This window comes from Mycolicibacter senuensis (assembly GCF_002101885.1).
Classification (GTDB): domain Bacteria; phylum Actinomycetota; class Actinomycetes; order Mycobacteriales; family Mycobacteriaceae; genus Mycobacterium; species Mycobacterium senuense.
This window is the reverse complement of record NZ_LQPS01000046.1, coordinates 22,431-44,454: the sequence shown is the minus strand read 5'-3', so window position 1 is coordinate 44,454 and position 22,024 is coordinate 22,431. Positions and strand designations below refer to the sequence as shown.

General features: G+C 67.9%; 21 protein-coding genes. 10 read left to right on the top strand and 11 right to left on the bottom strand.

Annotated features, from left to right (window positions below):
* Nucleotides 1–2: 2 nt before the first annotated feature.
* The 4 genes from AWC24_RS17770 to AWC24_RS17755 form a co-directional block, all read right to left on the bottom strand.
* Entirely contained in the window at nucleotides 3–1,253 is a 1,251-nt protein-coding gene (locus tag AWC24_RS17770) for an amidohydrolase family protein (protein ID WP_085087301.1), read from the bottom strand.
* 14 nt (nucleotides 1,254–1,267) lie between these two features.
* Nucleotides 1,268–2,113 (bottom strand): enoyl-CoA hydratase, encoded by an 846-nt coding sequence (locus AWC24_RS17765; protein ID WP_085087434.1) that lies wholly within the window; start codon nucleotides 2,111–2,113, stop codon nucleotides 1,268–1,270.
* Between the two features lie 140 nt (nucleotides 2,114–2,253).
* On the bottom strand, nucleotides 2,254–3,060 hold the full coding sequence (locus tag AWC24_RS17760) for an SDR family NAD(P)-dependent oxidoreductase (protein ID WP_085087298.1): 807 nt from the start codon (nucleotides 3,058–3,060) through the stop codon (nucleotides 2,254–2,256).
* Nucleotides 3,061–3,072: 12 nt separating this feature from the next.
* On the bottom strand, nucleotides 3,073–3,834 hold the full coding sequence (locus tag AWC24_RS17755) for a crotonase/enoyl-CoA hydratase family protein (protein WP_085087294.1): 762 nt from the start codon (nucleotides 3,832–3,834) through the stop codon (nucleotides 3,073–3,075).
* A 153-nt stretch (nucleotides 3,835–3,987) separates the two neighbouring features.
* Between AWC24_RS17755 and AWC24_RS17750 the strand changes: the two genes are divergently transcribed.
* On the top strand, nucleotides 3,988–4,755 hold the full coding sequence (locus AWC24_RS17750) for a TetR/AcrR family transcriptional regulator (protein ID WP_085087291.1): 768 nt from the start codon (nucleotides 3,988–3,990) through the stop codon (nucleotides 4,753–4,755).
* Here AWC24_RS17750 and AWC24_RS17745 read toward each other — a convergent pair.
* From AWC24_RS17745 to AWC24_RS17735, 3 genes are all read right to left on the bottom strand, one after another.
* Nucleotides 4,752–5,927, bottom strand: a complete 1,176-nt coding sequence (locus tag AWC24_RS17745) for a thiolase family protein (protein WP_085087288.1) — start codon at nucleotides 5,925–5,927, stop codon at nucleotides 4,752–4,754. The genes AWC24_RS17750 and AWC24_RS17745 overlap by 4 nt on opposite strands.
* Before the next feature lie 74 nt (nucleotides 5,928–6,001).
* Complete coding sequence (locus AWC24_RS17740) at nucleotides 6,002–6,877, bottom strand: enoyl-CoA hydratase/isomerase family protein (protein ID WP_085087285.1); 876 nt, start codon at nucleotides 6,875–6,877, stop codon at nucleotides 6,002–6,004.
* The gene (locus AWC24_RS17735) at nucleotides 6,874–7,560 is read right to left on the bottom strand and encodes a hotdog family protein (RefSeq protein ID WP_085087282.1); all 687 of its coding nucleotides are present in this window, start codon (nucleotides 7,558–7,560) and stop codon (nucleotides 6,874–6,876) included. The genes AWC24_RS17740 and AWC24_RS17735 overlap by 4 nt, the downstream gene beginning before the upstream one ends.
* Nucleotides 7,561–7,640: 80 nt before the next feature.
* Between AWC24_RS17735 and AWC24_RS17730 the strand changes: the two genes are divergently transcribed.
* From AWC24_RS17730 to AWC24_RS17700, 7 genes are all read left to right on the top strand, one after another.
* A complete protein-coding gene (locus tag AWC24_RS17730) occupies nucleotides 7,641–8,489 on the top strand; it encodes an enoyl-CoA hydratase/isomerase family protein (protein ID WP_234807414.1) in 849 nt (282 codons plus the stop codon).
* 16 nt (nucleotides 8,490–8,505) lie between these two features.
* The gene (locus AWC24_RS17725) at nucleotides 8,506–9,312 is read left to right on the top strand and encodes an enoyl-CoA hydratase/isomerase family protein (protein ID WP_085087431.1); all 807 of its coding nucleotides are present in this window, start codon (nucleotides 8,506–8,508) and stop codon (nucleotides 9,310–9,312) included.
* On the top strand, nucleotides 9,297–10,100 hold the full coding sequence (locus AWC24_RS17720; RefSeq protein ID WP_109560545.1) for an enoyl-CoA hydratase/isomerase family protein: 804 nt from the start codon (nucleotides 9,297–9,299) through the stop codon (nucleotides 10,098–10,100). The genes AWC24_RS17725 and AWC24_RS17720 overlap by 16 nt, the downstream gene beginning before the upstream one ends.
* Nucleotides 10,100–11,566 carry an AMP-binding protein gene (locus tag AWC24_RS17715; RefSeq protein ID WP_085087273.1) on the top strand — a complete coding sequence of 489 codons (1,467 nt, stop codon included), beginning with the start codon at nucleotides 10,100–10,102 and terminating at the stop codon, nucleotides 11,564–11,566. The genes AWC24_RS17720 and AWC24_RS17715 overlap by 1 nt, the downstream gene beginning before the upstream one ends.
* Complete coding sequence (locus tag AWC24_RS17710) at nucleotides 11,556–13,064, top strand: class I adenylate-forming enzyme family protein (protein WP_085087270.1); 1,509 nt, start codon at nucleotides 11,556–11,558, stop codon at nucleotides 13,062–13,064. Before AWC24_RS17715 ends, AWC24_RS17710 begins: the two co-directional genes overlap by 11 nt.
* Entirely contained in the window at nucleotides 13,057–14,601 is a 1,545-nt protein-coding gene (locus tag AWC24_RS17705) for a class I adenylate-forming enzyme family protein (RefSeq protein WP_085087267.1), read from the top strand. The genes AWC24_RS17710 and AWC24_RS17705 overlap by 8 nt, the downstream gene beginning before the upstream one ends.
* Before the next feature lie 62 nt (nucleotides 14,602–14,663).
* The gene (locus tag AWC24_RS17700; RefSeq protein ID WP_133055735.1) at nucleotides 14,664–15,959 is read left to right on the top strand and encodes a PE-PPE domain-containing protein; all 1,296 of its coding nucleotides are present in this window, start codon (nucleotides 14,664–14,666) and stop codon (nucleotides 15,957–15,959) included.
* Nucleotides 15,960–15,968: 9 nt separating this feature from the next.
* Here AWC24_RS17700 and AWC24_RS17695 read toward each other — a convergent pair whose 3' ends face one another.
* The 4 genes from AWC24_RS17695 to fabG all read right to left on the bottom strand — a co-directional run bounded on the left by AWC24_RS17695 (nucleotide 15,969) and on the right by fabG (nucleotide 19,904).
* Nucleotides 15,969–16,676, bottom strand: coding sequence for a GntR family transcriptional regulator (locus tag AWC24_RS17695; RefSeq protein WP_085087262.1), 708 nt, complete (start codon nucleotides 16,674–16,676; stop codon nucleotides 15,969–15,971).
* A 3-nt stretch (nucleotides 16,677–16,679) separates the two neighbouring features.
* Nucleotides 16,680–17,873, bottom strand: coding sequence for an acyl-CoA dehydrogenase family protein (locus AWC24_RS17690; protein WP_085087259.1), 1,194 nt, complete (start codon nucleotides 17,871–17,873; stop codon nucleotides 16,680–16,682).
* Nucleotides 17,870–19,084, bottom strand: coding sequence for an acetyl-CoA C-acetyltransferase (locus tag AWC24_RS17685; RefSeq protein WP_085087256.1), 1,215 nt, complete (start codon nucleotides 19,082–19,084; stop codon nucleotides 17,870–17,872). Before AWC24_RS17685 ends, AWC24_RS17690 begins: the two co-directional genes overlap by 4 nt.
* A 79-nt stretch (nucleotides 19,085–19,163) precedes the next feature.
* Nucleotides 19,164–19,904 carry a 3-oxoacyl-ACP reductase FabG gene (gene fabG, locus AWC24_RS17680; protein ID WP_234807413.1) on the bottom strand — a complete coding sequence of 247 codons (741 nt, stop codon included), beginning with the start codon at nucleotides 19,902–19,904 and terminating at the stop codon, nucleotides 19,164–19,166.
* Nucleotides 19,905–20,008: 104 nt separating this feature from the next.
* Between fabG and AWC24_RS17675 the strand changes: the two genes are divergently transcribed.
* Complete coding sequence (locus tag AWC24_RS17675; protein ID WP_085087250.1) at nucleotides 20,009–21,172, top strand: acyl-CoA dehydrogenase family protein; 1,164 nt, start codon at nucleotides 20,009–20,011, stop codon at nucleotides 21,170–21,172.
* A gap of 23 nt (nucleotides 21,173–21,195) precedes the next feature.
* Nucleotides 21,196–22,017: a mycofactocin-coupled SDR family oxidoreductase gene (locus tag AWC24_RS17670; protein ID WP_085087248.1), complete on the top strand. Its 822-nt coding sequence runs from the start codon at nucleotides 21,196–21,198 to the stop codon at nucleotides 22,015–22,017.
* The last annotated feature ends 7 nt before the right edge of the window (nucleotides 22,018–22,024 follow it).

Here is a 22,024-nt window from a genome sequence, read left to right as displayed (position 1 = left end):
CGTCAGACCGAAGCTGCCAGGTGGGCGGCGCCCGGTGCGGTACGGTTCGGATCACCCAGCAGGGTCAACGCGTTGTCCCGCATCACCATTCGGGTATCTTCCGCGCTGAAGTCAGGGAACTGCGGGATGTCGGCGGTGAAGGTGGTCGGGTCGGCCAGGCCCTCACCGTGCGGCCAGTCCGAGCCGAACAGGATCTTGTCGACGCCGATGGTGTCGGCTAGCAGCTTCACGTCGTCCTCGTAGTAGGGGGCAATCCAGACGTTGTTGCGCAGCTGCTCGATCGGATCTTCCTTGTAGTGGTACGGCGCATTGTTGGCCGACTTCTTCAACCGCTTGATCAGCCGGTAAACAAAGTACGAGCCGTTCTCGATGCTGGCCACCTTGAGCTTGGGGTGACGGGTGAACACCTGGTGCACGATCATCGAGGCGATGGTGTCGTGGATCGCGCGGTCGTCCATGATCACCATGTCCAGCGGGTCGCGCTTACCGAATCCCTTGAACACACCGCTGCCGCCCCACAACCCGGGGATCGCCATGTAACCGGAGTCGGACAGGTGGAAGACGACTGCGACGCCCGCCTCGGCAAGGCGCGCCCACACCGGATCGTGCACCGGGTCACCGAGGGACCGGGGCCGAGCCTCGCCGGGCACCGGCCCCGGGCGAACACACACCAGCTTGGCGCCGCGGCTGATCACGAATTCGACCTCGTCGACGGCCTTCTCGGGGTCGGCCAGCGAGATGATCGGTGCGGATATCATGCGGCCGTCGGGACGGTCGAAGCCCCAGTCCTCGTCGAGCCAAAGGTTGAACGCGTGCACCGACGCCATGGTGGCGGGGATGTCGTGCTTGAGTCCCTCCTCCACGCCACAGGCGAACGTCGGCAGCATGAACACCGTCTCCAGCCGCTGCCGGTCGAGCACCTGCACGCGGGCGTCGCGGTTCTGGTATTCGGGATGCTCGGAGAGCGGGTCGACCTTCATCAACGACGCCGGATCCACGCCTTCGGGGATCTCGCCGCGGAACAGCAGATCCAGGCAGCCGGGTTCGATGATCGGGTCGAAGCTCGGGTTCGGGATGAAGTGGTTGACGACCCCGCCGAACACCGCCAGGGTGCGCTTGCCGTCCTGCACCATCTGGACGCCGCGGCTGCGGAATTCTTTGGGCAGGTGCCGAGTGAAGGCGTCCAGCGGCTCGTAGTAGTGGTTGTCGACATCGACGGCCAGGTACGGGAGCCGTTCAAGTGCGGGAGTCATGTGCACGACCTTTCTCAAGTGAGGGGCGGGAAGTTCGGCGGCCGCTTCTGGAAGAAACTGGTGATGCCTTCGATGAGGTCGGGCCGCTGCAGCGACTCGTACATCAGAGTCTCGGCGCGCGCGCTCACCGCGGCAAGGTCATCGAGCGCGTCCCGGTAGGTCTGCGCCTTGATCACGGCCAGGGATGCCGGAGAGCAGTTCGCGGCGATGTCGGCCGCGTAGGCCATCGCGCGCTCGAGCAGGTGCTCGGCCGGGACGACCTGGTTGATCAGGCCGAGTTCGCGGGCCTCCTCGGCAAGAAAGGTCCGGCCGCTCAACAGCAGGTCCATCGCCGCACCCCAGCCGGCCAGCCGCGGCAGAATCCAGGTGATGCCGTGTTCGGCGATCAGCCCGCGGCGGGTGAACGCGGTGGCGAACTTGGCTCCGGCGGCGGCGAACCGGACATCACACATCAGGGCGTGGGTGAGCCCGATACCGACACAGGCGCCGTTGATCGCGGCGATGACGGGTTTGCGCAGTTCGGTGAGGAAGTGCGGGGGGCGCTCCCCGACCACCTCGGACACATCGGTTTCGGAGTTCTCGGTTCCGACACCGGACTCCTGCATGCTCGCGGTGGAGCCCAGGTCCGCGCCGGCGCAGAACCCGCGGCCGGTGCCGGTCAGCACGATCGCCCGCACCTCGGGGTCCGCCTCGGCGCGGTCGATCGCGGCGTACAGCCCCGCCGCGGTGTCCGCGCCCCAGGAGTTGAGCCGCTGCGGACGGTTGAAGGTGAGCAGTGCTACGCCGTCCCGCACCTCGTAGAGCACCGCGGCGTCGGCGGCCGGCGTCTGGGTGAGCGTGCCGTCGTCGGCAGCGGCCATCGACCCCTCCTCGGGCACCTCGTGGAAACCAACAGAATGCTTCTTACTGTATACCTTTCGGTAGCGCATTCCGCAACCCACGCCGCTCCTGCCGAAGGAAGCTATGTCAGCAGGTCAGGAGGTAAATTCGGGACGGCTGCTCAGAGGAAATCCGAGCCGCCATCGACGTTGACGTTGGCCCCGGTCATATACGAGTTCCGGCGCGAGGCCAGAAACGCCGCGACCGCCCCGACTTCCTCCGGCAGCCCGGCCCGGGGCAGGTGCGCGGGATGACCGAAATGCTCGGTGATGGCGTCCATCAACCGGTAGGGGTCCACTCCGTCGGGACCGTCCAGCCCGACCGAACGTGCCCAGCCCACCAGCGCCTCGGTGGCGACGCTGCCCGGGGACACCACGTTGACCAGGATCTCATCGGGAGCCAGCAGCAGCGACAGGTTCTTCGAGACGCTGTTGACCACCGCCTTGGCCGCGGTGTAGGCGGCCAGCACGGTGCTTTGGCGCTGCGTCGAATGCGCCGAGAAGTTCACGATCCGGGCCCATTCGGCCTTGCGCAGCAACGGCAACGCGGCTCGCACGGTGTGCACCATCCCCATCGCGCCCTGGTCGATGGCCCGGCGCCACTGCTCGTCGGTGAGCTCCTCGAACGTGCCCTGTACGTCGGGTCCCGCGGCGTTGACGAGGATGTTGAGTTCGCCGCCCCAGCGTCTCCCCAGCTCGGCGAAGACCTCCTCCACCCGCTGCTCATCGCAAATATCGGCGACCAATCCGATCGCATCGGGGCTGCCGCGCCGGGCCAGATCCTCGGTCGCGCGGTCCAGGTCGGCCGCCGAGCGCGCCACGACGGCGACCCGCGCGCCGTCGTCGGCCAGGCAGCGGGCGGTGGCCAACCCCATGCCGCGGCCGCCACCGACCACGACGGCACCGGCGTTGCGCAGGCCCAAGTCCATGCGTCAGCGCGGCTAGGCGCCGGACCAGTTGGGGGCGCGCTTCTCGGCGAACGCGATGGCGCCTTCTTTGGCGTCCTTGGAGGCGAACACCGGCGCGATCAGCTCGCCCTGCTTGGCCCAGATCTCGTCCTGGGACCAGCCGGCGGCCTTCACCATGATCTCCTTGGTCACCGCCACCGCGAGCGGACCGTTCGCGGTGATCCGCTCGGCCAACTCGATCGCCCCGTTCAGCGCCTCGCCCGGCTCGGTCAGCACGTTGACGAAGCCCCATTGGGCGCCCTCGTCGGCGGTGAAACTCTCCCCGGTCAAAGCCAACTCCAGCGCCTTCTGATACGGGATGCGGTGCGGCAACCGCAACAGACCGCCACCGGCGGCCACCAGACCCCTTTTGACTTCCGGGATACCGAATTTCGCCCCCTTGGCGGCCACCACCAGGTCGGTGGCCAGCACCAGCTCGGTGCCGCCGGCCACCGCATGACCCTCGACCGCCGAGATGATCGGCTTGCGCGGCGGGCGTTCGGTGAAGCCCAGACCCCGGCCCGGGACATACGCCAGTTCGCCGGCCGCAAACGCCTTGAGGTCCATACCCGCGCAGAAGTTGCCGCCGGCGCCGGTCAGCACCGCCACCGACAGTTCCGGAGTGTCGTCGAGTTCGTCGCAGGCGGCGGCCAGGCCTTCGGCGACCGCCTTGTTGGCCGCATTGCGGGCCTCCGGACGATTGATCGTGATGATGAGGGTTCGTCCACGACGTTCGCTGAGCACTGCTTCTGACACCGGCCACCCCTACACGCGTTGGGACAATTTATATCAAAATGCTTACCATATGCTTTACGGTAAGAGAAGCTCGATGCCCGGTGACGACGAGGGCACAGGTAGGTTTGACGGCGAAGAATCCGGCCGTGTCGACCAGAACTGGAGGTACCCGCAGTGGCCAAGCAGCCAGTCGCCGAGAAGCGGCAGCGGCGCGAACGCGGATCCATCAATCCCGACGACATCATCGACGGCGCGTTCGAGCTCGCCGAACAGATCGGGGTCGACAACCTGAGCATGCCGTTGCTCGGCAAGCATCTCGGCGTCGGGGTGACCAGCATCTACTGGTACTTCCGCAAAAAGGACGATCTGCTCAACGCCATGACCAGCCGGGCGTTGCGCCAGTACGTGTTCGCCACCCCGTACGTGCAGGCCAAAGACTGGCGTCAGACGTTGCACAACCACGCCCACACCATGCGGACGACGTTCTTGGGCAACCCGATTCTGTGCGACCTCATCCTGATTCGGGCCGCGTTGAGCCCCAGAGCCGCGCAGCTCGGCGTTCAGGAGGTGGAGCGGGCGATCGCCGGCTTGGTGGAAGCCGGGCTGTCACCGCAGGACGCCTTCGACATCTACTCGGCGATCTCGCTGCACATCCGCGGATCGGTTGTGCTGCGGCGCCTCTACGAGAAGAACCGGGCATCGGACGCCGACGGGCCCTCGGACTTCGAGGAGGCGCTCGTCATCGACCCCGAGCTGACCCCACTGCTGGCACAGACCAACCGGCAGGGTCATCGAATCGGTGCGGCCGATGACGCCAACTTCGACTACGGGCTCGACTGCATCCTCGACCAGGCCGAGCGGTTGATCGAGCAGAACAGCAAGCCGGCGCGGCGTCGCGCGGGCTCGCCGTCCACTTCCGCCAGGGACGCTAAGGCCCGTTAGACCTCGATCACCACGGCGCCGCCCTGGCCGCCCCCGGCGCACATCGCGGCGACACCGATGCCGCCACCGCGCCGGCGCAGCTCGTAGGCCAGGGTGGTCACCATCCGCGCACCGGAGGCGGCGATGGGGTGACCGAGGCTGCAGCCGCTGCCGGAGAAGTTCACCAGCTCCTCGTCGAGGCCGTACTCGCGGCACGCCGCGATGGGCACCGAGGCGAACGCCTCGTTGATCTCCCACAGCGCGACATCGCCGGGCTTCAGGCCCGCCCGCTGCAGCACCTTGCCGATCACCTTGACCGCTCCGAGCCCGGTGTCGCGCGGGGCCACGCCGGCCGACGCCCACGCCTTCACGGTGCCCATGACGTTGAGCCCCTGGGCTTGCGCGTAGCCGTCGTCGACGAGCGCGACCGCGGCCGCGGCATCGTTGGTGCCGCTGCTGTTGCCGGCGGTGATCGAGAATCCCTCGATCTCGGGGTGCAGCACCTTCAGGCCGGCCAGCTTCTCCGCGGTGGTGTCGCGACGCGGGAACTCGTCGACGCTGAACTCGGTGACAGAGCCGTCGGGCAGCTGGACCTTCAGCGGCACGATCTCGTCGGTGAACTTGCTGGCGTCGATCGCGGCGATCGCCCGCTGGTGTGAGCGGGCCGCCCACGCGTCCATCTCCTCGCGGGTGATGCCGACGGCTTGGGCGGTGTTCCAGCCCACCGTGATGGACATGTCGCGGGTGGGGGCATCCACGGTCTCCGGGTGGGTCGGCGGCATCCACGGCTCGGCGAAGCTGAGCTCCGGGCCGGGGATGCGCATCTTCATCACCGGCAGCATCGACAGGGTCTGCACACCCCCGGCGATCAGCACCCGCTCCATCCCGGATCCGATCTGTGCGGCGGCGTTGCCGATGGCGGTCAGGCTGCCCGCGCAGTGCCGGTTGACGGCCTGGCCGGGCACCGACTCCATCCCGCAGGCGGCGGCCGCGAAACGCGCCATATCGCCACCGCCGTAGTGGGACTCGGCGAAGATCATGTCGTCGATATCCGCGACCGGGATACCGGCCCGGCGGATCACCTCGGGCACGACCGTGGTGATCAGCGTCTCCGCTGAGGTGTTGGCCAGTGTTCCCTTGAATGAGCGTCCGATGGCTGTGCGAACGGCGCCGACGATGACAGGTGTGGACATTCTTCGAACCTTACATTGTTGATTGTTTCTGTAAAGCTACCGGTTTGCGGCGGCCTGCGCCGCCCGGGGCCGGATCATGGTTCCGGCACGTGGAAATGCTCATCCCGCAGTCGGAACGCCTCCTTGGTGCCGTGCTGCGCGCGGGTCTTGACGAAGTTGAACTCGCCCGGTCCGAACTGCAGGTTGGTGCCGTAGGCGTGGAACAGGTAGCTGGCCACCTCTTCGCCTTGGTAGGCCTGGCTCTGCTCGACCAGCCGGAAGGCTTCCTTCGCGATCACCACGCCGTCGGCGGGCATCTTGGCCGCCTTCTGCGCCCAATAGCGTGCTCGCGCCGAAACCGCCGAGGGGTCGCAGGTCTCGGTGAAGACGCCGAGGTGTTCGACCGCGCCGGCCTCGACGATGTCCCCGGTCAACAACAGTCGCCGGGCCAGCACCGGACCCAGGCGATGGAAGAACATGTGCAGGCTGCCCAGCGCGGGGCCCAGGAAGCGGGTGGCGGGCATGCCAATCTTGGTGTCGCGCGCTATCACCGAGATGTCGGTCATCAGCGCCATCTCGAAACCGCCCCCCAGCGCGTAGCCGCTGATCTCGCCGACGGTGACCTTCGGAAAGCCCATCAGGTTGTGGTAGAAGCCGAACGAGCGGCGGTCGACGGCGAGGCGGCGACGTTGGCTGGGCCGGCTCTTGGTCGGCGGCTTCTCGCCCTGCTCGCCGTACCAGCCGTAGGCGTTGTTCATGTCGGCTCCGGTACTGAACACGCCGTCGGCACCTCGGAGCAGCACCACGACGACGTCATCATCGTCGGCCGCCCGGTCCAGGAAGCGGGCGATCGCATCCCGCATGGCGGCATCATAGGAGTTGCGCCGGCCCGGGTTGTTCAACGTGATGGTGGCGATCCGCCCGTCGGGGTCGACGTCGAAGAGCACCCGGTCGTCGGTGCCATCGCTCATCGCTGCGTCTCCTTGCCCGGCCGTCGGCGACCGAATCGATTGGCGCTCACCTGCTCCGGCGGCATCGCCGCGGTGGAGACCTCACCGGTGCACAGCAGCTCGCCGCCATAGCTCAGTCGCGCGGTGGACGTGATCCCACGCTCGGTCTCGGTTCGCGCGATGTCGAACTCCAGCTCGGTGAGGATGGGCGTCGGGCGGCGGTAGGTGACCAGCAATGAGCGGGTGCGGCCTGCCAACCCGGCCGCGCAGCTCTGGTGCTGGGTGACGCAATCGAAGAACACGCCCAGAAACCCGCCGTGCACCAGCCCTGGAGGCCCTTCGTAGGTCAGCGGGAAAGTGACTCGTCCCGACGCCGTGTCGGTGTCGAGCAGGTCGAACCGGTACTCCGGAAAGCAGGGGTTGAACGCCCCGACGTCGAAGGCGTGGTTGAGGTAGACCCGGCCGCCGTCGTCGGATTCGAGGCGGGGCGTCGCATCCGCCCGGACGACCCCGCCCAGTTGCCGCTCCCAGTCGGCGAATCGCGCCAGCATGTCGTCGACCACCGGGTGCGGGTGCTCCAGCGCCAGCAGCAGCCCGGTCATCCGCCGCAGGGCGCCGGCCGCCGCCACGGTCTGCTGCAGCGGCTGCTCACCGAAGCGGCTGCCACCGGCCGAAACCACTGAGCTGCTCGAGCCGTCCGTCATGAGGCCCTTCCCGGTTGAATCCGCGGCGAAACGCGCTAATCGTATAGCATACTGTAGCTCTCACGATATAGCGTTGAAAGGTGGGCAGCACAGTGGCCGACTCCCCCGATTCCGGGTCCGGTTCCGCGGACCCTCCGGTTGATGGCTCGGTGACGGTGCTGCGCGACGGCGCACTGCTGCGACTGACGCTGGTCCGCCCTGATCGCCGGAACTCGCTGAGTCCACCGATGACCGAAGCGCTGATCAGCGCCCTGACCGAGGCGGCCAGCGACGACACGCTACGGGCCGTGCACATCCGGGGTTCCGGCGACGATTTCTGCGCGGGCGCGGACTGGGTCGCCACCAATGCGGCCGACCGGCGACCCCGCACCGGCGATCTGGTCCGGCGTATCCCGCACGCCGCGCACCGGATCATCGAACTGGTGCACACCATCCAGCTGCCGGTGGTGTGCAGCGTGCAGGGCTGGGCGGTCGGTCTGGGCTGCAACCTGGCGCTGGCCGCCGACTTCACCATCGCCGCCTCCGACGCCGTCTTCTGGGAGCCGTTCGTCGCCCGCGGCTTCAGCCCCGACTCCGGAGCCACCTGGTTGCTGCCACGACTGGTCGGGCTGGCCCGGGCTCGGCGCATGCTGCTGCTCGGCGAGCAGGTCAGCGGAACCTCCGCCGAACAATGGGGCCTGATCCATCAGGCCGTGGCACCGACTGACGTCGACACGGTCGCCGATGAGCTGTTGGGGAGGTTGACCGACGGACCCACCGTCGCCATCGGCCTGACCAAGCAGGCACTGCACTACGGACAGGATGCGACGTTGCCCCAATCCATGACCCAGGAGCTGTTCAACCTCGAACTGAGCTGCCGCACCATGGATTTCAAAGAAGGACTGGCCGCGTTTTCGCAGCGGCGCCCGCCGGGATTCACCGGACGCTGAGATGAAGGGACCGGCCATGCCGACATTTGACACCATCACCTACGAACTCGACGGCCATACCGCGACGATCACCCTGAATCGTCCCGAGGCACTCAACGCACTGAGCCCGCACATGGTCACCGAACTGCGGGCCGCCTACGCCGAGGCCGAGAACGACGACCGGGTGTGGCTGCTGATCGTGACCGGAACCGGGCGGGCGTTCTGCACCGGCGCCGACGTGAAGGCCATCCCCGGAGACGGCAAGGTCATCAACGAACGGCCCTACCTGTCGACCTACGAGCAGTGGGAGGCCCCACAGGAGGGGACGCCGCCGTTCCGGACGATGGCCAAACCGGTCTTGGCCGCGATCAACGGAATATGTTGCGGCGCGGGCCTTGACTGGGTGACGACTGGAGACATCGTCATCGCCTCGGAGCGCGCCACCTTCTTCGACCCGCACGTCTCGATCGGCCTGGTCGCCGGCCGCGAGGTGGTGCGGTTGGCCCGGGTGCTGCCACGCTCGGTCGCCCTGCGCATGGCGATGATGGGCCGCCACGAACGGATGGACGCCCAGCGGGCCTACGAGCTCGGCATGATCAGCGAGGTGGTGGCGCACGACCGGTTGCTGGAACGCGCCCACGAGATCGCCGGCATCCTCAACTCCAATGCGCCACTGGCGGTGCGCGGGACCCGGCTGGCGATCCTCAAAGGCCTCGACCTGCCGCTGCACGAAGCCGAAATGCTCGCCGAGGCCTTCCGGGAGCGCAACCTGCACACCGAGGATTCACTCGAGGGCCCCAAGGCATTCGTCGAGAAGCGGGCACCGGAATGGCAGTGCCGATGAAGCCGCTGAGTTTCGAGACCATCCTGCTCGATGTCGACCGCGCCGACCGGGTCGCCACCATCACGTTGAACCGGCCGGATCGGCTCAACGCCTTCAACCGCACCATGTGCGAAGAGATGGCCGCGGCGTGGCGCATCGTCAAACTCGACGACGACGTCAACGCCGTCGTGCTGCGAGCCGCCGGCGACCGGGCTTTCAGTGCCGGATTGGACATCAAGTCCCCCTACGGGCAGCCGGACAACGTCTGGAATCACGAGGATCCCGGCGAGGCGCTCAGCCCCAAGTGGCAGAAGATGTTCAAACCGGTGGTCTGCGCGGTGCAGGGTATGTGCACCGCGGGCGCGTTCTACTTCATCAACGAAGCCGACGTGGTGATCTGTTCGCAGGACGCGACGTTCTTCGACTCGCACGTGTCCGCCGGGCTGGTCTGCGCGCTGGAGCCGATCGGGCTGATGCGCCGGATCGGATTGGGCGAGACGTTACGGATCGCGTTGATGGGCAACGACGAACGAGTCGGCGCCGAGAGCGCGCTGCGCATCGGTCTGGTATCGGAGATCGCGGCGCCCGAACAACTCTGGGCGCGTGCGCACGAGATCGCAGCCGCCATCGCGGCCAAGCCGCCGTCGGCGACCCAGGGCACGGTGAAGGCGATCTGGGAATCGCTGGACAAGCCCTACCGAGCCGCCCTGGATCAGGGCCTGATCTACACCCGGCTGGGAAATCCGCTCGGCAAAGCCGAGCTCGACGCCCAGCCACCGCGTCCTGCCGCCCCGCCGCGGATCCGCTGATGGCGCATCCGCTCACCGAACGTATCGCCGCGGTGCTCGACCTACAGCCTGACGCGCCGGCGTTCGAGCACGCCGGCCAGTGGTTCTCCTGGGCGCAGCTGGGCGTTTCGGCACGGCGCATCGCGGAACTGACCGGTGGTGGCAAAGTGGGGATCCTGCTGCGCAACCGTCCTCCGCAGCTGGCCGCGCTGCTCGGGGTGCTGTTGGCCGGGGGCTGCGTGGTGGTGATCAATCCCTCGCGCGGCGACGACCGAACCCGCGCGGACATCGCCGCGCTCGAACTGCCGCTGGTCATCGGCGAGCCCGAGGATCTGGCCGCCCTGGTCGCGGCGACACCGAGCACCACACTGGTGTCGATCGCCGACCTCGCCGCCGAACCACTGTTGACCCGCGCCACCGAACCCGCCTCGGACACCGCACGCCCCGGCGTGGCGGTGTGGATGCTGACCAGCGGGACGACCGGCCCCCCGAAACGCATCGACCTGACCTACGACATGTTGGCGCACAGCGTGATCGGCCCCGATCCCACCCGAGCGCCGGCACCGACCCAGGTGCGCAGCGGTGTCGCGATCGTCAACTCACCGCTGGTCCACATCGGCGGGGTGTTCCGGGTACTGCAGTGTGTCGCCGACGCGCGATCCTTCGTGCTGCTGGACCGCTTCGAGCTGAACGGCTGGGCCGACGCGGTGCGGAAGTATCGGCCGCGCGCGGTGTCGCTGGTGCCGGCCGCGTTGCGGATGGTGCTGCACTCGGACCTGACTCGTGAGGACTTGGCCAGTGTCCGCGCTGTCACCTCGGGCACCGCGCCGCTGTCGGCCGACGACTCCGACGCCTTCACCGCCAAGTTCGGCATCCCGGTGCTCACCTCCTATGCGGCAACCGAATTCGGTGGCGGAGTGGCCGGCTGGACACTGGGCGACTACCAGCAGTTCTGGCAGAACAAGCGCGGCAGCGTCGGACGGGCCAGCCAGGGAGCACAATTGCGGGTAGTCGGTGATGACGGCGTCCCACTCGGCCCCGACCAGCCCGGTCTGCTGGAGGTCAAGCCCGGCCAACTCGGACCCGACACGGACTGGATGCGCACCACCGACCTGGCCCGCATCGACGCCGACGGATTCCTGTGGATCCTCGGCCGGGCGGATCAGGCCATCATCCGCGGTGGTTTCAAGGTGATGCCCGACGATGTGCGGGTCGCGCTGGAGGCCCATCCGGCGGTGAAGGGCGCCGCCGTCGTGGGACGCAGCGACGATCGCCTCGGTCAGACGCCGGTGGCCGCGGTCGAGCTGCACTCCGGCGCGGTCACCGATGCCGAGACACTGGCCGATTTCCTGAGCACCCGGCTCGCCCGCTACGAGGTTCCCACCGGCATCACGATCGTCGACGCACTGCCGCGGACCCCGTCGGGCAAGGCCGACCTCAACGCGGTGCGGGAGCTGATCGACGCACAGGGACGGCATGCCCACTGATGTCCTACCGGAAATCCTGCGCGCACAAGCTCGTTCGCGCGGGTCTCATCCGCTGCTGATCTGCGACGCGGACCGGATCAGCTACGGCGAAGCCGAGCGGCGATCCGCCCAGCTGGCCGCCCGGCTGCTCGTGCTCGGGGCCGGCAGCGGCAGTCACGTCGGACTGCTGTACCCCAACGGCGTGCCTTTCCTGGTGGGCATGCTGGCCGCCGCTCGTATCGGAGCGGTAGGGGTCCCCTTCCCCACCTTCGCCACCGCCCCGGAGCTGCGCCGCCAACTGGCCCACAGCGATGTGCAGATTCTGCTGGCCGGCGAGTCCTACCGGTCCTATGACTACCGGCAGCGGCTCACCGAGGCGCTGGAGGTCGACCTCGACTGTGGTGAGCCCGTATTCAGCATCCATGCCCCGCAGCTGCGCCGGGTGGTCTTCGATGCCGATGCTGATGGCGAGACGCCGAACATCCTCGAAGCCCTGGAGGCCGATGTCGACGGCAGCGATCCGCTGTGCATCATCTACACCTCGGGATCCTCCGGGGCTCCCAAAGGCGTGATCCACACCCACGCCGGCCTGTTGGGCCACCAGCGCAATCTGAACGACATCCGGCAACTGACCGCCGCCGACATCCTGTTCTGCAACTCGCCGTTCTTCTGGATCGGGGGATTCGCCTTCGCGCTGCTGGCCAGCCTGCTGGCCGGATCGACACTGCTGTGCTCCAACGCCACCGACCCGGGGGCCACGCTGGACCTCATCGAGGCCGAGAAACCCACGATGACCAATGGTTTCATCAGCGGAATAACGGCGCTGGCGCGCCACCCGAGCCTGCCCCGCCGTGACCTGTCCACCCTGCGCCGCGGCAACCTGTATCCGCTCATGGCCCCCGACGCGCGTCCCGCCGATCCCCAACTGCGACACCAGATGTTGGGTATGACCGAGACCGGTGGCCCGGTGCTGCTCAGCGAGGACGACACCGACCAGCCGGAGCATCGGCGCGGCAGTTTCGGCCGGCCCGCACCCGGATTCGAGTGCCGAATTCGCGACGGCGAACTGCTGGTGCGCGGACGCCACCTGATGCAGCGCTATCACAAGCGCAGCCGCGAAGAATGTTTCGACGCCGACGGCTGGTTTGCCACCGGGGACCTGGTCGGCACCGACGCCGACGGCTTCTACTACTACCGGGGCCGGCGTGACGCGTTGATCAAGACCGCCGGCGTCAACGTGTCACCGTCCGAGGTGGAAGGCGCCATCGCGAAGGTGACCGGCGGAGCCGTCGCCCACGTGATCGGCCTTCCCGACCCCGATCGCGGACAGCTGGTGGCGGCCGTCGTGGTGGCGCAGGAGGCAGATCTGGACCTGGCCTCGCTGCCGGCGCTGCTCAAGCCGGAACTGTCGGCCTACAAGATCCCGCGCCGCTTTGCCACGGTCCCGGCCGTCGAACTCCCCCTGCTGACCAGCGGCAAGGTCGATCGGCGCCGGCTGGCGGAGGTCTTCGATGCCTGACTCCACCACCGTCGACGTTCTGGTCCGCTCCCGTGCCGGCTCGCAGCCCGACAAGCCCGCCGTGATCGATCCGAGCACCCGGGTCAGTTACGCCGAACTCGACACATCATCTCGCGAGCTGGCGGCGGTCTTCGTGCAGGCCGGTGTCGGCAAGGGAACCCGGGTGGGCCTGATCATGCCCAACGGCGTCGAGTGGGTGCGTACGGCGATCGCCCTGACCCGCATCGGCGCGGTGCTGGTGCCGCTGAGCACGCTGTTGACCCCGCCGGAGCTGGTCGCGCAGCTTCGCGTCGCGGCGGTGCAATTTCTGGTGAGCGTCGACGAATTCCGTGGCCGTCGCTACCTCGACGGACTTCGATCTGAGCTCAACGCTCCGGCGGCACTGCCCGCGCTGCAACAGATTTGGTCGGCCCCCCGATTGTCGTTATCGCGTCCCGCCGGCTCCGGCCCCACCGGGATCGTCGACGCGCTGGCCGCCGCCGTCACGCCGAGCGATCCACTGGTCATCATGTTCACCTCCGGCAGCAGCGGCCCGCCGAAAGGGGTGCTGCACTCGCACGGCAGCGCACTGGGCGCCGTCCGGGCCGGTCTGGCCGCCCGCTGCATCCACGCCGACACCCGGCTGTACCTGCCGATGCCGTTCTTCTGGGTCGGCGGCTTCGGCGGCGGCGTGTTGTCGGCGCTGCTGGCGGGCGCGACGTTGGTCACCGAGCAGATCCCGACACCGGAGACGACCCTGAAACTGCTGGAATCCGAACGAGTCACGCTATTTCGCGGCTGGCCCGACCAAGCCGAGACACTGGCGCGCCATCGCGGCGACGCCGACCTGTCGACGCTGCAGCCCGGCAGCCTGGACGCACTGCTGCCGCCGCAGCTGCGCTCCCAGCCGGGCGCCCGCGCCAATCTGTTCGGAATGACCGAATCGTTCGGACCGTATTGCGGCTATCCCGCCGACACCGACATGCCCCGGTCCGCCTGGGGCAGCTGCGGTAAACCGTTCGAGGGCATGGAGGTTCGGATCGTCGAGCCCGACACCGGTGTCCCGGTACCGGCGGGGACGGCCGGCATGATCCAGCTGCGCGGGCGGCACGTGTTGCGCGGCATCTGCCGCCGCAGCCGCGAGCAGACCTTCACCGAAGACGGCTTCTACCCCACCGGTGATCTGGGGCGCCTCGATGATGACGGGTTCCTGTTCTACCACGGCCGGTCCGACGACATGTTCAAGGTCAGCGGCGCCACGGTGTATCCCAGCGAAGTCGAGAAGGCGCTGCGGACCATCGACGGCGTCGAGGCTGCTTTCGTCACGAATGTGTTCTATGACGGCCGGGATCGGGTCGGTGCGGCGGTGGCCGGCGATGCGCTGACGGTCGAACGGCTGCGCGAGTATGCCCGCGAGCGGTTGAGCCCGTTCAAGGTGCCGACGGTGTGGCTGCTGGTTTCCAGTCCCGATGCCGTTCCGCGCGGAGCGACCGGCAAGGTCGACAAGCGACGACTGCGCGAGCTGCTGACCGCGACGATCGATAGAAATCAGCCTTAAGCAGAACGCTTATATCGACCTGAGCTTATCGTTGGGCGTTGTACACGTTCAGGGGGTGGGCCGTGGCGCGCAATGGGCACGCTGTCCGGTCAGCGCAGTTGGCCGCGGTAGCGATGACGCTGGCCTGGCTGGCAGCTCCGGTGGCACAGGCCGACGGCTCCGACGGCACGCTCAACGCGCTGATGATGGGCGGCACCGGCATGCCGACGCCCGGCCAGGCCTGGCGCGACGCGATCGTCACCGACTACATCAACCCCGCCACCGGTGGCGACTACACCTCGGTGCTGGTTCCCACGCCGGAATCCTTCGCCAGCACTTCGGTTCCCACCGGCCTGGCGAACCTGCAGGACGCGATCGCCGCCCAGCTGGCAGCCCACCCCGGCCAGCCGTTCGTCGTTCAGGGTTACTCGCAGAGCGCGATGATCGCGGTCATGCCGAAGGCCCAGCTCGCCGAGCTGCCGGCATCAGATCAGCCTGATGTCACCTTTCTGCTGCTCGGCTCTGCCAGCCGCCCCAACGGCGGCGAGGTGGCGCGGTTCGAGGGTTTGGTCATCCCCGGGCTGGGCGGCGCATTTCCCGGCGCCGGCCCGACCGATCTGGGCATCCCCACCATCGACATCTCCAACCAGTACGACTTCTTCTCCGACTTCCCGCAGTACCCGGTCAACCTGCTGGCCGTCGCCAACTCGTTCTTCGGCATCATCTACTCCCACGCCGCCTACGGTGACGGGCCGCTTCCGGGCAATCCGTGGCTCTGGCCGCCGTCGGACCCGCTGGCCGGCCCGTACGCCGATGAGTACGTGCTCGGTTCGACCGAGATCGTCAAGCAGGTCTACGGCGACACCACGTTCTATCTCATCCCGTCGACCACCCTGCCGCTGCTGGGCCCGCTGATGAGCCTGGGGGTGCCCCAACCGGTGCTCGACGTCATACAGCCGGCGCTGCAGGTCATCATCGAGGCCGGCTACGACCGGTCGGTCCCATTCGACGAGCCGACGCCGATTCAGCTGATCCCGACGCTGGATCCGCTGACCTTCAGCATCGAGTTCGCCAAGGCCGTCGTGCAGGGCGCGGACAATGCCGCGACGCTGTTCGGCGCAGAACTGCCCGGATACAGCGAGCTGGAAGCCTGGCTGGCCCAGGCGCAGTCGTGGTCAGAAGCGAACATCGGCGAGGCGTATCACGACGCCGTCGCGCAACTCAACACCGACTTCAACCCCTTCACCGCGTTCTTCGCCCTCGAGGCACCGATCGGTCTGGCCATCCAGGACCTGCTGGACGACACCGGCATTCAACAGGCCGTGATCGACCCGATCCTCGGCTTCATCGGACCGTTCGGCGGCATGTTCACCAGCTGACGGCGACCCTCAGTGCGATGGCCGGCGACGCCGACCCGAACCGTTCGCCGGCTCCACCACACCGTGCTCGACGAGGTGATCGATCAGTGGGGTCGCACCGGCGGCCAGATGCTCGGCCATCGCCGTGCGGGCCAGTCCTTCGTCGCGCTTGGCCAGCGCCGCCAGCACGGCGCGGTGGTGCCTGATCGATTTGGCCGGCCAGCCCGAAACGGTGGGAAACACCGATTCCGGTGCGTACCGGGTGATCTGGTACATCAGCTGGGCGAGCTTGGGCGAGTCGGCGGCGACGTTGATGGCGCGGTGGAACTCATGGTTGAGCCGCACCGCCCGTTCTTCGTCATCGGCGCTGTAGGCGTCTTCGAGTTGGTGCTGGATCTCATCGAGTTCGCGTAGCTGCTCATCGGTGATGTTGGCCGCCGCCCGCGCGGCGAGCTCGCCGCCGATGTGCGCCTGAACGTCGGAGACGTCGGTGATGTCGCGCCGCGTCACGGGCAGCACGACGAATCCGCGGTGGGGCTGCTGGTCGAGCAGCCCCTCGGCACGCAGCCCGAACAGCGCCTCGCGCACCGGTGTCACGCTGACGCCCAGCTCGGCCGCCAGCTGGTCCAGCCGCACATACTGCCCGGCGATGTAGTCCCCGCTGAAGATTCGCTTGCGAACGAAGCGGGCCACGTCCTCGGAGAGCTGGGACCGCACCGGGAAGTCGGGGGCGCCCACTTCTCAGACTCGGTAGTCGGCGAGCAGTCGCTTGCTGATGATCTGTTTCTGGATCTCGCTGGTGCCCTCGCCGATCAGCAGGAACGGCGCGTCGCGCATCAGCCGTTCGATCTCGTACTCCTTGGAGTAGCCGTAGCCGCCGTGGATCCGGAAGCTCTGCTGGGTGACCTCCGAGCAGAACTCGCTGGCAAGGTATTTGGCCATCCCAGCGGACACGTCGTTGCGTTCGCCGGAGTCCTTGAGCCGGGCGGCGTTGACCATCATCAGGTGCGCCGCTTCGACTTTGGTCGCCATCTCGGCGAGCTCGAAGGCGATCGCCTGGTGCTCGGCGATGGGTTTCCCGAAGGTCTCGCGCTGCTGGGCGTAGCGCACCGCGAGCTCGAACGCCCGGATACCGACCCCGCAGGCCCGCGCCGACACGTTGACCCGGCCCACCTCGATACCGTCCATCATCTGGAAGAAACCCTGGCCGGGCGCACCGCCCAGCACGTCGTCGTCGGCGGCGGCGTACCCGTCGAAGATCAGCTCGGTGGTGTCGATGCCCTTGTAGCCGAGCTTGTCGATCTTGCCCGGAATGGTCAGTCCGGGAAGGACTTCGCCGAAGCCGACCGGCTTCTCCACCAAAAAGGCGGTCAAGTTGCGGTGGGGTTTGTCGGCGCCCTCGTCGGTGCGTACCAGTACGGCGATCAACGTGGAACTACCGCCGTTGGTCAGCCACATCTTCTGTCCGTCGATGAGGTATCCGCCATCCGGCTGCCGGGTGGCACGGGTGCGGATCGCGGCGACGTCGGACCCCAGTTCGGGCTCGGACATGGAGAACGCGCCGCGGGTCTCGCCGGTGGCCATCCGCGGCAGGAAACGCTGCTTCTGCTCGTCGGTGCCGTGTTGGCGCAACATGTAGGCGACGATGAAATGGGTGTTCAGCACACCGGAGACGCTCATCCAGCCGCGGGCCAACTCCTCGACGCACAGCGCGTAGGTGAGCAGGGATTCCCCCAGCCCGCCGTATTCCTCGGGGATCATCAGGCCGAACAGGCCCATCTCCCGCATCGAGTCCACGATGGCCTGCGGATAGGTGTCGGTGCGCTCCAGCTCGCCGGCCGCCGGAATGACTTCTTTGTCCACGAATCGGCGGACGGTGTCGAGGATCTCGGTCTGGAACTCGGTGAGCCCCAGGGTTTGTGCAAGTTTGGTCACGACCCGACCCTTTCGAAGACGGCGGCGAGCCCCTGGCCGCCGCCGATACACATGGTCTCCAGTCCATAGCGGGCGCCGCGCCGGTTGAGCTCGCGGGCCAGTGTGGCCAGCATCCGCCCACCGGTCGCGCCGACCGGATGCCCCAGCGAGATCCCCGAACCGTGCACGTTGGTCCGATCCCGGTCGGCGGCGCCGAATTCCCATGCGGCCATCACCGCGAGTGCCTGCGCGGCGAACGCCTCGTTGAGCTCGATGAGGTCGATGTCGGCCAGCCGGAGTCCGGCCTTGCCCAGGGCGACGTCGGTGGCGGGCACCGGCCCGATCCCCATGACGTTGGGCGGGACTCCCGCGACACCCCACGACACCAGTCGCACCAACGGGGTCAGGCCCAGCTGCTCGGCTTTCTCGCGGGTGGTGACCACGCACATCGACGCCGCGTCGTTCTGGCCGCTGGAGTTGCCGGCGGTGACGGTGGCGTCCGGATCGCTTTTGCCCAGCACCGGCTTCAGCTTGGCCAGCGACTCCACCGAGGTGTCGGCCCGGGGGTGCTCGTCGGTGTCGATGAGCTCCTCGCCGCCGCGGGAGCGCACGGTGACGCCGATGATCTCCTCGGCCAGCACGCCGGACTGCTGGGCCGCCACCGCGCGCCGGTGCGAGGTCACCGCCAGCTCGTCCTGCTCGGCGCGGGAGATGCCGTACTCCCGGCGCAGGTTCTCGGCGGTCTCCAGCATGCCGCCGGGGACCGGGTAGTCCCGGCCGCCGGCGGTGGTGCGGCCACGCGCCAGGCCGTCGTGTATCCGGACCCCGCCGCGGGCCCCGCCCCAGCGCATGTCGGTGGAGTAGAACGCCACATTGCTCATGCTCTCCGCGCCGCCGGCGATCACCACGTCGCAGTCGCCGCTGCCGACCTGCAGGCAGGCCTGCAGCACCGCCTGCAGCCCAGAGCCGCAGCGGCGGTCGACCTGCATGCCCGGAACCGTCACCGGCAGACCGGAATCCAGCGCGACCACCCGTCCGATGGCCGGTGCCTCACTGTTGGGATAGCAGTGGCCGAGCACCACGTCGTCGATCGTGTCGGCGGGCAGCCCGGTGCGGTCCAGCAGGCCGCTGAGCGCGGCGACGCCGAGGTCGACGGCGGTCAGCGACTTGAGCATCCCGCCGTAGCGGCCGATCGGGGTCCGGACCGGTTCGCAGATCACCGCGTCGCGCATGTTCGCCCCATGTCGCGAGATTGCATATACGCAGCAAAAGTTCGAGTGAACACCTGCGTGAGCGCAATCTCGACGCCGCTCATAGGTGCCTGCCGCCGGTCACATCGAGCACCGTGCCGGTCATGTAGGAGGACATGCCGGAGGCCAGGAACAACGCGACGTTGGCCACCTCATCGGGCTCCCCGGCCCGCCCCAGTGGCACCTCGGCCACCTTGGAATCCCAGATGCGCTGCGGCATCGCCTCGGTCATCGCCGATCGGATCAGCCCTGGCTGGATCGCGTTCACCCGCACCCCCAGGTATGCCAGCTCCTTGCTCGCCGCCTTGGTCATGCCGACGATGCCGGCCTTGGCCGCCGAGTAATTCGTCTGGCCCACCATGCCGACCTTGCCCGAGATCGATGACATGTTGACGATGGCACCGCGCTGCTGTTCGCGCATGATCGCAGCGGCCGCCCGCAGTCCATTCCAGGTGCCCTTGAGGTGCACCGAGATCACCTGATCGAACTGCTCCTCGGTCATCTTGCGCATGGTGGCGTCGCGCGTGATACCGGCGTTGTTCACCATGATGTCCAGCCCACCGAACATCTCCACCGCGGCGGCGACCAACGCGTCGACCTCGGCGGAGTTGGTGACATCGCAGCGCACCGCTCGCGCCACCTCGGATCCGCCCAACTGCGCAGCGGCCTCCTCGGTGGCCGTCAGGTTCACGTCGCCGAGCACCACCCGGGCGCCCTCGGCGATGAATCGCTCCGCGATCGCGTAGCCCAGACCCTGGGCCCCGCCGGTGACGACCGCTGTTTGACCGGTCAGCAAGGACACTCGATCACCCGCCTTCTGTGAGATGTTTACGTCATCATATTTCATATATGATCGTCGGCGGTAATGGGTCGTTCAAGTGTCGGACGTGAGGAGAAGCGGCGTCGATGAGTGAAGTCAGCGACGAGGATTTCGCCGAGATCCTTGCCCAGACCCGCCATTTCGTTCGCGCCGCGGTCGTACCGCGAGAGGCCGAGATCCTCGCCGAGGACCGCGTTCCCGACGACCTGCGCGCACAGGCGAAGAACATGGGCCTGTTCGGCTACGCCATCCCGCAGCAGTGGGGCGGGCTGGGGCTTGACCTCACCCAGGACGTCGAGCTGGCCATGGAGCTGGGCTACACGTCGCTGGCGGTGCGCTCGATGTTCGGCACCAACAACGGCATCGCCGGACAGGTGCTGGTCGGTTTCGGCACCGAGGAACAGAAAAGCCGCTGGCTGGCCCCTATTGCCACCGGTGACGTCGTGGCCTCCTTCGCGCTCACCGAACCGGGGGCCGGCTCCAACCCGGCCGGACTGCTGACCAAGGCGGTCCGCGATGGTTCGGACTGGCTGATCATCGGACAGAAGCGGTTCATCACCAACGCCCCGACGGCCGATCTGTTCATCGTCTTCGCGCGCACCCGCCCGGCCGATGAGCAGGGCGCCGGTATCGCGGTCTTCCTGGTGCCCGCCGACGCCGCCGGCGTCGAGGTGGGCGCCAAGGACGCCAAGATGGGCCAGGAGGGCGCCTGGACCGCCGATGTGAGCTTCACCGACGTTCGCGTCTCGGACGCCACCCTGGTCGGCGGTAGCGAGGACCTCGGCTACCGGGCCGCACTGACCTCGCTGGCGCGTGGGCGGGTGCACATCGCCGCGCTGGCGGTGGGCGCCGCCCAGCGCGCCCTCGACGAGTCGGTCGGCTATGCCGCCAGCGCCACCCAGGGCGGCACACCGATCGGCAGTTTTCAACTGGTGCAGGCGATGCTGGCCGACCAGCAGACCGGCGTATTGGCCGGCCGGGCCATGGTCCGTGATGCGGCGCGAATGTGGGTCACCGAACAGGACCGGCGGATCGCACCGTCGGCGGCGAAGCTGTTCTGCACCGAGATGGCCGGCAAGGTCGCCGATCTCGCGGTGCAGATCCACGGCGGCACCGGTTACATGCGCGGGGTTCCGGTCGAACGCATTTACCGCGATGTCCGGCTGCTGCGCCTGTATGAAGGCACCAGCGAGATCCAGCGCCTGATCATCGGCTCGGGTCTGGTCAAAGCGGCGCAACGCCAGGCGTGAACCATCAACGGAGGGAACGGCTAATGACGGGACGACTGACCGACCGGGTCGCGTTCATCACCGGCGCGGCGCGCGGGCAGGGACGCGCACACGCGGTGCGGATGGCCGCCGAGGGCGCCGACATCATCGCCGTCGACGTGGCGGGCAAACTTCCGGACTGCGTGCCGTATAACCCGGCGAGCCCGGAAGATCTGGCCGAGACGGTGCGCCTGGTGGAAGACACCGGCCGGCGCATCGTGTCCGCGGTGGTCGACACCCGCGACTACGACGGTCTGCGGGAGGCCGTCGCCGCCGGGGTGGCCACCCTGGGACGGCTGGACATCATCGTCGCCAACGCCGGTGTCGCGGCCCCGCAGGCCTGGGATGCCATCACCCCGGAGAACTTTCGCGATGTGCTGGACATCAATGTGACCGGCACCTGGAACAGCGTGATGGCCGGTGCGCAACACATCATCGACGGGGGGCGCGGCGGCTCGATCATCCTGATCAGTTCGGCGGCCGGCATCAAGATGCAGCCGTTCATGGTGCACTACACCGCCAGCAAGCACGCCGTCACCGGAATGGCCCGCGCATTCGCCGCCGAACTGGGCAAGCACGGCATCCGGGTCAACAGCGTGCACCCAGGCCCGGTCAACACCGACATGGGCACCGGCGACATGGTCAGCGCGTTGGGCAAAGCCATGGAGACCAATCCGCAGCTCTCGCAGATGCTCACCCCGTTCCTGCCCACCTGGGTAGCCGAACCGGAGGACATCGCCGGCACGGTGTGCTGGCTGGCCGGCGACGACTCGCACCTTGTCACTGCCGCCGCGGTTCCGGTGGACCAGGGCTGCACCCAGTACTGAGGCGGGA

Bases quoted from the DNA above. Each gene is read 5' to 3' on its own strand.
- AWC24_RS17710 (WP_085087270.1), top strand. From the start codon at position 11,556: ATGCCCACTGATGTCCTACCGGAAATCCTGCGCGCACAAGCTCGTTCG.
- AWC24_RS17765 (WP_085087434.1), bottom strand. From the start codon at position 2,113: ATGGCCGCTGCCGACGACGGCACGCTCACCCAGACGCCGGCCGCCGAC.
- AWC24_RS17685 (WP_085087256.1), bottom strand. From the start codon at position 19,084: ATGCGCGACGCGGTGATCTGCGAACCGGTCCGGACCCCGATCGGCCGC.
- AWC24_RS17720 (WP_109560545.1), top strand. From the start codon at position 9,297: ATGGCAGTGCCGATGAAGCCGCTGAGTTTCGAGACCATCCTGCTCGAT.
- AWC24_RS17740 (WP_085087285.1), bottom strand. From the start codon at position 6,877: ATGAGCGATGGCACCGACGACCGGGTGCTCTTCGACGTCGACCCCGAC.
- AWC24_RS17675 (WP_085087250.1), top strand. From the start codon at position 20,009: ATGAGTGAAGTCAGCGACGAGGATTTCGCCGAGATCCTTGCCCAGACC.
- AWC24_RS17735 (WP_085087282.1), bottom strand. From the start codon at position 7,560: ATGACGGACGGCTCGAGCAGCTCAGTGGTTTCGGCCGGTGGCAGCCGC.
- AWC24_RS17715 (WP_085087273.1), top strand. From the start codon at position 10,100: ATGGCGCATCCGCTCACCGAACGTATCGCCGCGGTGCTCGACCTACAG.
- AWC24_RS17770 (WP_085087301.1), bottom strand. From the start codon at position 1,253: ATGACTCCCGCACTTGAACGGCTCCCGTACCTGGCCGTCGATGTCGAC.
- AWC24_RS17670 (WP_085087248.1), top strand. From the start codon at position 21,196: ATGACGGGACGACTGACCGACCGGGTCGCGTTCATCACCGGCGCGGCG.
- AWC24_RS17745 (WP_085087288.1), bottom strand. From the start codon at position 5,927: ATGTCCACACCTGTCATCGTCGGCGCCGTTCGCACAGCCATCGGACGC.
- AWC24_RS17760 (WP_085087298.1), bottom strand. From the start codon at position 3,060: ATGGACTTGGGCCTGCGCAACGCCGGTGCCGTCGTGGTCGGTGGCGGC.
- AWC24_RS17705 (WP_085087267.1), top strand. From the start codon at position 13,057: ATGCCTGACTCCACCACCGTCGACGTTCTGGTCCGCTCCCGTGCCGGC.
- AWC24_RS17725 (WP_085087431.1), top strand. From the start codon at position 8,506: ATGCCGACATTTGACACCATCACCTACGAACTCGACGGCCATACCGCG.